This window comes from Pseudoalteromonas sp. NC201, from assembly GCF_002850255.1.
GTDB lineage: Bacteria > Pseudomonadota > Gammaproteobacteria > Enterobacterales > Alteromonadaceae > Pseudoalteromonas.
Genome location: NZ_CP022523.1, coordinates 1,037,997 through 1,049,938 on the forward strand (window position 1 = coordinate 1,037,997; position 11,942 = coordinate 1,049,938).

At 42.2% G+C, this 11,942-nt stretch carries 11 protein-coding genes; 3 read left to right on the forward strand and 8 right to left on the reverse strand.

Going from position 1 to position 11,942, the window contains the following annotated elements; all coding sequences use genetic code 11:
* Window positions 1-40: 40 nt before the first annotated feature.
* Entirely contained in the window at window positions 41-2,524 is a 2,484-nt protein-coding gene (locus PNC201_RS22470) for a S9 family peptidase (RefSeq protein WP_102058506.1), read from the forward strand.
* Between the two features lie 79 nt (window positions 2,525-2,603).
* Here PNC201_RS22470 and PNC201_RS22475 read toward each other — a convergent pair whose 3' ends face one another.
* From PNC201_RS22475 to PNC201_RS22505, 7 genes are all read right to left on the reverse strand, one after another.
* Window positions 2,604-3,452, reverse strand: coding sequence for an EamA family transporter (locus PNC201_RS22475; RefSeq protein ID WP_102058507.1), 849 nt, complete (start codon window positions 3,450-3,452; stop codon window positions 2,604-2,606).
* A gap of 186 nt (window positions 3,453-3,638) precedes the next feature.
* Window positions 3,639-4,421: a Rossmann-like fold-containing protein gene (locus PNC201_RS22480; RefSeq protein ID WP_102058508.1), complete on the reverse strand. Its 783-nt coding sequence runs from the start codon at window positions 4,419-4,421 to the stop codon at window positions 3,639-3,641.
* Window positions 4,422-4,467: 46 nt separating this feature from the next.
* Window positions 4,468-4,923 carry a hypothetical protein gene (locus tag PNC201_RS22485; protein WP_102058509.1) on the reverse strand — a complete coding sequence of 152 codons (456 nt, stop codon included), beginning with the start codon at window positions 4,921-4,923 and terminating at the stop codon, window positions 4,468-4,470.
* Window positions 4,924-4,981: 58 nt separating this feature from the next.
* Window positions 4,982-5,560, reverse strand: a complete 579-nt coding sequence (locus tag PNC201_RS22490) for a DUF7010 family protein (RefSeq protein WP_102058510.1) — start codon at window positions 5,558-5,560, stop codon at window positions 4,982-4,984.
* A gap of 69 nt (window positions 5,561-5,629) precedes the next feature.
* Window positions 5,630-6,712, reverse strand: a complete 1,083-nt coding sequence (locus PNC201_RS22495) for a methyl-accepting chemotaxis protein (protein ID WP_102058511.1) — start codon at window positions 6,710-6,712, stop codon at window positions 5,630-5,632.
* Window positions 6,713-6,885: 173 nt separating this feature from the next.
* Window positions 6,886-7,665 (reverse strand): GGDEF domain-containing protein, encoded by a 780-nt coding sequence (locus PNC201_RS22500; protein WP_102058512.1) that lies wholly within the window; start codon window positions 7,663-7,665, stop codon window positions 6,886-6,888.
* Between the two features lie 130 nt (window positions 7,666-7,795).
* Complete coding sequence (locus tag PNC201_RS22505; RefSeq protein ID WP_102058513.1) at window positions 7,796-8,218, reverse strand: DUF3429 domain-containing protein; 423 nt, start codon at window positions 8,216-8,218, stop codon at window positions 7,796-7,798.
* 228 nt (window positions 8,219-8,446) lie between these two features.
* Here PNC201_RS22505 and ahpC point away from each other — a divergent pair, with 228 nt between their 5' ends.
* Together ahpC and ahpF are read left to right on the forward strand one after the other, a co-directional pair.
* Window positions 8,447-9,016, forward strand: coding sequence for an alkyl hydroperoxide reductase subunit C (gene ahpC, locus PNC201_RS22510; protein ID WP_010377859.1), 570 nt, complete (start codon window positions 8,447-8,449; stop codon window positions 9,014-9,016).
* Between the two features lie 105 nt (window positions 9,017-9,121).
* A complete protein-coding gene (ahpF, locus tag PNC201_RS22515; RefSeq protein ID WP_102058514.1) occupies window positions 9,122-10,690 on the forward strand; it encodes an alkyl hydroperoxide reductase subunit F in 1,569 nt (522 codons plus the stop codon).
* Window positions 10,691-11,054: 364 nt separating this feature from the next.
* Here ahpF and PNC201_RS22520 read toward each other — a convergent pair whose 3' ends face one another.
* Window positions 11,055-11,543 carry a DM13 domain-containing protein gene (locus tag PNC201_RS22520; RefSeq protein WP_102058515.1) on the reverse strand — a complete coding sequence of 163 codons (489 nt, stop codon included), beginning with the start codon at window positions 11,541-11,543 and terminating at the stop codon, window positions 11,055-11,057.
* Window positions 11,544-11,942: the final 399 nt, after the last annotated feature.

An 11,942-nucleotide genomic window follows, 5' to 3' on the forward strand; every position in this document is an offset into this window, starting at 1 on the left:
TATATGATCACCTGCTAAACGCCGAAGATAGGTAAATACAGTGAAATTATTAAAACAAATCACATTTATCATATTAATGACTACCGTATCATATACGGTATGTGCACAAGAGCAAGGCTACATGACACCTTCTCCAGAGCTGGCAAAGCTTGTTGATGCACCATTGATCCCAACCTCTAAATTGAGTGCAAATGGTAATTGGTTGGCATTGTTACAGCGCAATAGGGTACTCACGCTCGAAGAGCTTAGACAGCCAGAACAAGCGCTTGCGGGGATAAAGTTCAATCCGCAAACCTTTATGCGGACCTCCAGCCGCCAATATAGCTCTATTGAGTTTAAACATGTCGCAACCGGTGCCTTAATTAAGGTGACAGGTCTACCTAAAGGCAAGATCAAGTCTCCAAGCTGGAGTGCAGATAGCCGCTATCTTGCGTTTATTCTTGAACAAGAAAATAGTGCTACGCTTTGGGCTTACGATATTGAGCAGCGCAATCTTAAACAGCTTACTCAATCAACATTAAATGGCGTGGTGACTTCAACGCCATATCAGTGGTTGCCAGACAGTACTGCAATTATCGCGAATATTGCTATTAATCATGGCAAACAGCCAAGCGCAAAAGATAAATCCAGCCTAACGCCAATAATACAAACCACATCTGGCAAAAAAGCATCAACACGCACTTATCAGAATTTATTGTCTAGTCCCTATGATATTCAGCTATTTAAGTTTTATTCTGAGGGGCAGTTAATTAAGCTAAATCTGAATGCCAGCGCGCAGCAAATTGGTAATCCAACGTATCTTAAACATTTCTCTGTTTCGCCAGACTCTACCAATCTAGTGGTTGGTATGATGGCAGATCCCTTCTCATTCCAAGTGCCTTACAGCCGTTTTCCAGCGGTATGGCAAGTGTGGGGAATGCGTGGCTATCCATTATTTGAAGTTGCAAGACAACCGCTAGCCGACGCACTGCCTGCGGGCTTTGATAGCGTGAGAGAAGGGCCTCGAAAGATCCAATGGCGTGACGACCATGGCGCGACACTGATATGGGCCGAAGCGCAAGATGGTGGGGATATGAGTGTGGAGGTTGACTATCATGACCACCTTTATACGATTAGTTCGCCATTCAAAAAGGAACCTGAACTTTTCGCAAAAGTAGAGCGTCGTTTTTCAAGTATTGAATGGGCTGATAACAATGTTGCGATTTTGAATGAATGGCGCTTTGCCGATCGCAGTATTCGTTCTTCTGTATTTTCTCCGCGTAATCCAGAGCAAAATCGCATGGTGTTTTCAGAGCGCAGTTATAATGATGCATACAAAGATCCTGGCAACTTTGTATATGAAAATAGTGATTTAGGTTCAAGAGTATTGAAGTTAGTTGGAGGCAGGTATTTGTTTTTAACGGGCAACGGTGCATCTGAGAAAGGCAACATTCCTTTTTTAGATCGTTTTGACGTAAAAACCAATACTTCAACTCGTATTTGGCAGTCGAGCGAACCTTATTACGAAAGAGTGCGTGCAATGTTAGATGACGAAGGTATGCGCTTTATTACCGTGCGTGAGTCACGCCAAGAACAACCCAACTTTTTTGTCCGTGACTTACAGTTTGATACTTTGGAGCAGCTAACTAAGTTTGCGCACCCTTATCCTGCATTTAAAGGTGTTGTAAAAGAGCAAATCAAGTACAAACGTGATGATGGCGTTGAGCTATCCGGTAATCTTTATCTTCCTACAGATTATGACCCATCAAAAGGCCGTATACCTGTGTTGATGTGGGCTTATCCGCTCGAGTTTAAAGATAAAGCCGTTGCTTCGCAGGTGCGTGAATCGCCTTATCAATTCCCATATATTGGCTATTGGGGGCCAATGCCGTATTTAGCAAAAGGTATTGCTGTTTTTGATGATCCGACGATGCCGATTGTCGGGGCTGGCGACACACAACCAAATGATACATTTAGGCAGCAATTGGTTGCGAGTGCGAAAGCTGCTGTTGATACCTTAGTAGAAAAAGGTATAGCAGATCCTAAGCGCATTGCGATTGCAGGGCATTCTTATGGAGCATTTATGGTGGCTAACTTACTCGCCCATAGTGACTTGTTTGCCACTGGCATTGCACGAAGCGGAGCTTATAATCGCACCTTGACGCCATTTGGTTTCCAAGGTGAGCCGCGTAACTTCTGGGAAGCGCAAAACGTCTATGCCAGCATGTCGCCTTTCTTCCACGCGGAAAAAATCAATGAACCTATGTTGATGATCCATGGAGAGGAAGATCCAAACTCAGGTACTTTTCCTATGCAGTCTAAACGTATGTTTGCTGCAATGAATGGTTTAGGTGCCAATGCAAGGCTGGTGATGTTGCCAGAAGAAGGCCATGGGTATAAAGCACGAGAAAGTATTTTACATGTACTTTGGGAGCAAGAGCAGTGGCTCGACAAGTATCTGTTTTCTGAGAAGGAAGACGCTGTTCTTGAAGGCGCATCAACAGATGAAATGATCTCGGTCGCAACGGAAGCGACAGTTAACTAACAATAATCGATACAATAGAGGGAGTAGTAGATCTTCTCCCTCTATTTACCCTATTTCAGTTATACGAAAATTAAGCTACCTACTCTTTACTAGACACCGAACTGCCGACGGAAGCGGTAATTACCATAAAAATAGCAAGCCATTGCCAAACAGTCAGTAACTCTCCAAGAATTAAAAAGCCAGCCAACGCCGCAACCGCAGGTTCAACGCTCATTAAAATACTAAACCCTTGTGCGGGCATTTTTCGAAGCGCTACCATTTCTAGGCTATAAGGCAGGGCGCTGGATAACAAACCAATTGCGATACCCAATGGAATAAGTGACCAATTAAGGAGGGCTACACCTTGAGACATCACGCCAAACGGTACGATAGTAAGCGCGGCAACCGTCATGCCGATTGCCACAGTCACCCCGCCGGAGCTTTCGTTGCCTGAGCGCTTACCATAGAGAATATATCCTGCCCAACAAGCGCCAGCAACCAAGGCTAAAGCAACACCTACTGGGTCTAAACCATTGACATCGCCAAGATCTGGTAACAACAGCAAAATTCCTAAAATAGCAAATGCAACCCACAAATAATCACGTTTCCGTTTAGATGAAAATAGCGCTACGGCGAGTGGCCCGGTAAACTCTAAGGCCACACCAATGCCAATAGGGATACGTTCAATGGCATAGTAAAAGGTGATATTCATGCCGCCCAAACATAGGCCATAGACGATGAGTGGTCGCCAGTTTGTCGGTAAATGACGCCAAGGCTTGAACACCAAGCACAAAATAAGAGCTGAAAATCCTAGGCGATATGCTGTGGTGCCCTCAGGCCCAACAAATGGAAATAACTGCTTGGCAATAGAGGCTCCAGATTGGATGGTGACCATAGCGCAAAGCAGGCATAAAATCGCAATGACAAAGTCGCGGCTAAGTAGTGACATTGAGACCCCAACAAGATAAATAACAAGCTTAAAAGATGGCGATATAAGGCTAGTCTAATCGTGTCTAAATAATGGCTCAATTACTTTTGTATATTTTATGCCTTTATTGGTTTTTGAAATGGTTATTTGTTGATTTATTTACTTTTAATTTTCAGTATTTTCTTTTTGTTATCGTTCCAATTGTGCTTACGTATTCAGGTAGTTAAGCCAAGCACTTTCATGTTTTTGCATATTTTTATGCTTTTTCGAGTCTAAGTGCGCGAGCTTATCGCTGTCATTGATAAAAGGGCCTGCTCTACAAATGGTACAGTAATTATCACCCAAGTAGTCAGGCACTTTGAGTTTTTCTTTTATGGCGTGAGCTGGGTTAACAGACCAGTAATAGCTAATACCACTGGTGTCTTTTACGTGCTTATCACGGTCGACATTGCGAATTTGATATTCTGGGAACTGTGAAATCTCAAATCGAGATTGGCCGAGGTAATATTGTTCAAGTCCGTTGACAAGGCTGCCTTCTAGATCCCACTCAATATAGGGCTTTACGTCCTTTGAGGTAATGATCCCGAGTTGAGCGCCATTTGGGTCAAGTGCATAAGCCGCCGCGTTTATTAAGAATTCTCGCAGCAATTTCCGATTGAGGCTGTTAACGCTCAAAGTCTGGTTTTGGAAGCTTTCAAGCGAGTCAAACGCAGGAATGAGAGGAAACTGAAAAATTACCGCATCAAAGGCATGCGACGGCACTTTTTGCCAACAATGTGCCTCAGTGACATCAAATTGAGTCACTACATCAATCCCTAGAGTATGTAGTTTATCAAATGCATTATCTTGATATTTATGCTTAAGTTCACCTTCACTGTCGTAAACACTGGCAGTAAGATGGGCTGGAGCAAAGTACTTTGCTAATGAATATGAGAAGCTTAAATCGCCGTCACCAACGGTAAGAATACGCCAGTTTTTATCGAGTATCATGGAACTGTCTAAATCAGTAAAACGAGGAGTTTATCAAACTAGGCAGTTATCTTGTAGCAATTGGCTCTTTTATTAGTTTAAAACCAACTAGACAAAATACACCCGCCAAAAACCAAATGCTCCCAGCCAAAATTGCAAAACTGGTGGTTTTTTCAGGGAAAACTATAGCTAGCGGCAGTGTAATTGCTCCCCTTACTAAACATAACGTTGAAATAGTAAAGATGGCAGGGCTAAGCATAGGTAATGGTTTGATCCACTTGAGGGCCGAAAGTGCGTAGGCGGCAGTGGTTAGAAATAATGCGGAGATAAAAACGGTTGCAGTAGGCGCATACCAAGTGCCTGCGATGGCGGAGTCGATAATATCTGCTGGAGCAAGTTGCGCGCGATAGCAACTAGCACCCAAATAAATACATGAAAGATGTGCAACTGCAGTAAAGATAGCAATACCCGCAAATGTTGAAAGGAAAATACAGCCTATTATCCTTTTAGTCTGGTATTGCATTGATTTCCTTTATTTATATCGGAACGGTGTAGGACCATTATTTGTCTATTATAAGCGTTTATAACTCAGCATACCTAAATGAAGAGTTCTCTTTAAGAAGTAGTTTACACGTAAAAAAATACAGAGGAATAAGTGCCCAAAATGTATACGAATAGGAAAACTCGCTGCCAAAAGCCGTCATTACACACCCAACTAAAGGCATTGCAATGCCCAGAAAGTAATAAGCTCTGCTTTTATAAAGCCAACCAAATGGAATGAAGTGAGAGCCAAAAAGAATGGCGAAGGCAAAAGGGAACCAATTTGGGACTAATTGAAATACTAAGATTAATACTGGCCAATATAAAAATTGGGCGCATGCTAACACCGTCCCTAAGTTTGATAACGGGGGGTGTTTAGCAAATGGATTGACTTTGAACATTTTTGAGATTAGGAAGGCTATTGGGAATGTACTTCCGGTTGCAAAAATCACCATGACCAAAGCTTGTCTTTGCGGCATAAAATGAATGGCTAAAGTACAAAAGCAAATTACCATTAAACCTGCAAATGGGAATCCTATCCCTTTTTTAGTTAGGTTTATTAATTCATCTCGGTTGTCCATAATATCTCCCTGAGTCAGCCTTTTGCTCTCTCTAGCCATTGGGTATTAACCTTATCGTACCTCTGAAATTCGCTTTCGGTTGCTATGTGTCTGTAAAGAACTTGCTTATCAATGCCCTAGTTGATCGAGTAAGTCCATTACTTCAACGCTGGCATGTTCCATTTGGTTAAGCTGTTTTACTGCGCCTTGAGAATCGCCTGCTTTAAACTTTTTCATTGCTTCTACACCAGCTCTATGGACTTCTTTATGCGGAGCTTCTAGGCGTTTAAACGCGTTGTGACCGCCAAACTTTTGGGCGCCATCGCCACTAAACCACTTGCCTAAGCGGCACATCGTATGATCGGCAAAGTCGCTGATATTTTTATGGCTATTGCCAATAATAACGTTGTATACGTCTCCTTTCCAAACGACATGATCGAGCTTTACTGTCTGGATAAAAGTTTGAGTGGTAGAAACCAAAATGGTGTCTTTCATTGAATCACAACAACTTACAATCCCTTCGTATTCATCGTTTAAGTGTCCAATACTGTCAGATAGCGTGATATTAGACGCTTGAATTTCTTCTACAGCACTCACGGTTGTGTGAGTTGTATCGATGATTTTTTTGACTAAATCGGAGACTTCGTTAGCGGATTCATTGGTATTGGTTGCCAGTGCGCGTACCTCATCGGCGACAACCGAAAAGCCACGGCCAGCTTCACCCGCTCGGGCTGCTTCAATAGCAGCATTAAGCGCTAGCAGATTCGTTTGATCTGAAATTTTTGAAATCGTCGTAACAAAGGTATTAATGCTATCTGCCATCTGCGATAGGCCAGAAATATTGGTGGTCATTCTGTCCATATTACCGCCGAGCTGCTCCATTCCCGTGAGTATTTTACGCAATGCGGTTTCAGATTTAGAAAAGGCGGAGTTTACTTGCTCAATTGAATGGCTTTCTTCTTCAATACTCATAAAGCTCGCAAGAACGGTTTCGCGGATCCCTTGCACTTGGCTTAACCCAGTCAATGCACACTGCAGTAGTTGATTGTCAGTATTATCATTGAGCGCAGCTTGTGAGCTTACAACTTCTTGTTTTAACAACTCATTTTCAGCAACTAATTGCGCATTCGCATGTTTTAAACTGGCAATCTCTTGTTGCGCGGCTAATAAGGCTTGTTGGGTTTCATTGTTTGTAAATAGTTTTGCAAACACGTTATTTTCCCTTGTAACTTGATATTAACGCAAGCTTAGCAATCATTGGAAAATAGTGCTACTTCTTTAGCTTTTAAAAAAGCTATAAATTTAGAGAAGTTAGCGTAGAATTGTAATTGGATTTTGGTGCGCTGAGCGTCATTGAAATTTAACCAATAAAACAGTGCTAAGTGTTATCCTCGAGCACTAGAACTGAGTGATTTACCGCGCTTATCGCCATACATATGCTCATCGGCTTCGTGGATGATGAGATCAGCTTGTTTAGCTGGGTCAACTTTGACCATTCCAATACTGACGTTAATTTTGTAATCGTGTAATCCCTTTAATAATGCCGCTCTTACTTCGTCTGTATCCGGAAGCACTGCATTAATATAGGCAATAAATTCGTCTCCCCCGATACGAAAGCTGTAATCTAAGCCAAAGTAATCTTTCATATTCTGCGTAAACTTAATCAAAACCTCGTCGCCAATATGATGGCCATAGTTGTCATTCACTTGCTTAAAATTATCTAAATCGAGGTAGAGTAGCCATTGATCATCAAAGCGATGTGTTTGCAAGCCTTCAAAACATGCGCGACGACTACCCACGCCTGTCATCGCATCATGGTCAGCTTCATACCGCATCCGCTCCTCTAACAATCTTCTTCTCTCTACTTCTTTTTTTAGCTCTGTAATGCTGGCTCTTTTATTGGTGATCATGCAGTAAAAACCAAAGCTGATGAGTGAAAAACCGATATTTTTCAAAGAAGTGTCAAAGTTAAGTAAGGGAATGGAAAAACCGTCGGTGAAATTATCAATAATATCAAGGAGTAGGCCCGCACAATACACAAGTAGGGCAATGCGTAAGAACGAATTTGCGATTTCTCTGGTGATCAAATTGAATAAAGTGAAAGAAATGCCGAACCAGAACAACTCTTCGTAGCTCTCGTATTCGTAGTGACCAATATAGTACATGTAGCCACCAAAAAAGATGATGGCTATCCATATTACTAAGGGAGGTAACGCGCGTTTGATCAAATTACTTTGGCTTCTGGTGCTTCAGTTATCTTTAGTTATAGTTAATTGAACTTCAGAAGCAAGCCACTTATGTGTTTAATTCAAGAGCTTGAGCAATCATAAATAGATGACTAACAAAAACGAGAGAAGTTAGTACTGTTCGCATTTTTTGATAGTCTTTATGATAGTCACCCCAGCGAGCCGAATTGCGTTCTATAAAATATACGAGCCAATATGCGATAGCGAGATAGAGAAGCAACCATTGTGGTGCTGCAATACTAAGTAAGGGGTAAGGGATCACGACAATCACGGCCAGTATCGCTTGTTTGTAGGTTTGCTCACCTGCACGCCATAAACTTCCGGCCATAAAAGCAAGAATCCCCAGACTGTAAAACTGAAAAGCATGAAGCACGTCACTCGATGCACCAGCCATTAGCGTCCACGCGATACAAGCCAAAAAGGGAATAAAGCCAAAGTAACCAAGTTGAATATGATTGAAGTACGGGTGCATAGTCACGCTCTGCTGTAGTTAATTGCTGGGATCATACCGTAATTATCTTATTTTTATACTCTTATGCTGAATTAGTTGATCACCTATAAGAGAGCTATCAGTTTTTCCGATTACAGCGATTCAAACAATCCATTTTATTTAATCAGCATTTCCCCTTATCTTTGTACTCAAGCCAAGGCGAACAGTAATCGCCAACATTATTTAAACTAAACAACAGTGAGGAAAGCGATGAGCACTTCATTAATCAATACTAAAATTCAACCATTCAACGCAACTGCATACCATGGTGGCGACTTCGTAGAAGTTTCTGAGCAAGACCTACTAGGTAAATGGTCAATCGTATTCTTTTACCCTGCGGATTTCACATTTGTATGTCCAACGGAGCTTGGTGACTTAGCTGACTACTACGCACAGCTACAAGAAATGGGTGTAGAAGTTTACTCTGTATCGACAGACACGCACTTCACGCATAAAGCATGGCACGATGCGTCAGACACTATTAAGAAAATCCAATTCCCAATGATTGGTGACCCGACAGGCCGTATTACTCGTAACTTTGGTGTAATGATCGAGGAAGAAGGTCTTGCACTTCGTGGTACTTTTGTTATCAACCCAGAGGGTGAAATCAAAGTTATCGAAACGCATGACCTAGGTATTGGTCGCAGTGCTAAAGAGCTAGTACGTAAAGTACAAGCTGCTCAATACATCGCATCTCACGATGGTGAAGTATGTCCAGCTTCTTGGCAGCCAGGTGAAGAAACACTAGCACCTTCACTAGACCTAGTTGGCAAAATCTAATTTGTCTGGGGAGTGCGGCATGCACTCCCATCTCAACCATCTAGATGAATCAAATTCATCGTTTTTGCGAATTTTTACTGTAGTTTCTGCAGAGGGTTACCTTATATGTTAGACAACCAAATTAAAACTCAACTACAAAGCCATTTTAGCTCTCTACAACGTCCGATTGAACTCGTCATTACCGTTGATGACAGTAAAAAATCGCAAGAGCTAAAAGGGTTAGCACAAGACTTAGCGTCATTGAGCGACAAAATTACTTTATCTGAATCAATTGAAGGTGAACGTATCCCACAAATGGTGGTGCGTGGTGTTGAAACAAAGAGCGAAATTACGTTTGCTGGTGTTCCTATGGGACATGAGTTTACCAGTTTGGTACTTGCATTATTGCATTCAGGCGGTCATGCAACTAAAGCATCGGCAGACGATCTCGAACTGATCACAAATATAGATAACGCATTGAACTTTGAGGTTTACATCTCACTGAGTTGCCAAACTTGTCCGCAAGTAGTGCAGGCTTTGAATCTCATGGCGGCTGTTAACCCAAATATTACCACCACCATGATTGATGGTGCTTTGTTCCAAGAAGAAGTGGAGTCACGCAACATCATGGCCGTGCCAACCGTGTACTTAAATGGTGAGCAATTTAGCCAAGGCGCAGTGAGCTTAAGCGATATTTTATTAAAACTTGATAGTAAAGCTGGTGAAAAACAAGCAGCCTTACTTAACGAGAAAGACGTGTTTGATGTGCTCGTTGTAGGTGGCGGCCCTGCTGGTGCTTCAGCTGCAATCTATGCTGCTCGTAAAGGGTTAAATACAGGGGTAGTTGCGGAGCGTTTTGGCGGCCAAGTTGCCGATACTTTGGGTATTGAGAACTTTATTTCAGTGCAAAAAACTGAAGGTCCTAAGCTGGTTGCACAGTTAGAAGAGCATGTTAACCAGTATGGCGTTGATGTGATGAAGAACCAGCGTGCAGCGGCAATTAACAAAGGCGAAACCATTGATATCACGCTTGAAAGCGGTGCGGTATTAAGGGCCAAATCTTTAGTATTGGCTACAGGTGCACGATGGAGAAGCATGAATGTACCCGGCGAAACCGAGTACAAGGGTAGAGGCGTAGCATATTGTCCACATTGCGATGGTCCGTTATTTAAGGGGAAACCTGTCGCGGTTATTGGTGGCGGTAACTCGGGTATTGAAGCAGCTATCGACTTGGCAAATATTGTTGAACACGTCACGGTATTAGAATTTGCCGATACGCTTAGAGCTGACGAAGTGCTGATCAAAAAGGCGAAAAGCCTTGCCAACATCACCATTATTAAAAACGCACAAACCACAGAAGTAGTTGGAGATGGTAGTAAAGTAACGGGTCTTAATTACATAGACAGGGTCAGCGGTGACGCTCATTCGTTGGCACTGGCTGGCATTTTTGTACAAATTGGACTTGTACCAAATACTGAATGGTTAAAGTCGAGTGAAGTTGCACTTAGCCGCTTTGGTGAAATCGAAATTGACAGCAAAGGTGCGACAAGTCTAGCTGGTGTTTACGCCGCAGGCGATGCAACCACCACACCGTTTAAGCAAATTATTATTGCGATGGGTGGAGGAGCGACAGCAAGCTTAGGCGCTTTTGATTATCTAATTCGGTTAGGGCAAGACGACGAGCAAGCTGCTTAATTACTCGCATTACTGGAAAGAATCATTGCAACAATACACCCATGCAATGCTCCCAAGCCACACTCTAGCAGTGTGGCTTTTTTTGCTTTGATTTCGAAGATTCATCGCTGCGTAAAGCAGCTCCTACTCTAACGTGTAGAATGCACTGTGGGAGGAGGCTTATCCGCCGAGCAGTTACTAGCTTAGCTAATAGGATTTTGGCTGAATAAGAAACACAAGATCGCTGCGTAAAGCAGCTCCTACTCTAACGTATAGAATGCGCTGTGGGAGACGATTTACCCGGCGAGAGGTTACTAGCCTAGCTGAGTGGATTATCTTCCGGTGAAGAAACACAAGATCGTTGCGTAAAACAGTTCCTTCAGTCCTACTCGCTACCAACGCGTTGTAATGGCGCTGCCGATATAAACTGCTCAAAATGTTCACACCAAATAATAGCGCTCTGAAACTGGGTCAGATCGACTTGGCGATATTTACGCTGCACGAACTGCGAAAATTGGTTTATGTTAGCAATTTCCACCACGGTGTGTTTTTGTGCTTTAAAGTCGGCTTCTGTCTCAATAAATGTTTTGGCGAGGTAAAGCCGATAATCAGGCCCTGGGGCTATCTCCCCCACAAATGCAATATGATTATCCGTAAAATAAATTTCACCAGTGGCGTAGTGTAATGCGTCTGAATCTTTAAGCTCCTTCTTGAATTGGCCTTTGTATGTTGCGGCTTTACTGATCGCCAGTATTTCTGTGTGGCTAGCCGCCGGAGGTTGCGTCATTATCGGTAAAGTGTACACACCCATAATAAACCCTGTGATAAACACCACAATGAGCAACAGTAACGTAAATAGCGTTCGCAAAATCATTTCCAAGTAAGCAGTAAAGTCTAAGTATAGCCAAATTATAAGGCTATAGTACAAAACGTGACTGAGTAAAAAGGATTGTTTTTAATATTTTTGATAAGAACAAAGTGTTTTTATTAAATGTAATTTAGTACCCAATGTAGATAAAACTTTACACAGAGTAGCGCCTTCTGATTGTTAATTATTAGAGAATAAAGTATTTCAATTGTTTTGATTATTGTAATAGTCAAAGTAAACAGGTGTTTAGGCCAGAGTTATGGCGTAAAGGCGTTTTCTAATCTGGTTATAAAGTACTGAATGTAATTAATAATCTCAGCTATTGTTATTGATTTGTGCTTGAGTAAAATGCCTCGAATTCGAGTTGATTCTTACAATAAAATTAACTTGGATACGTTTCTATTA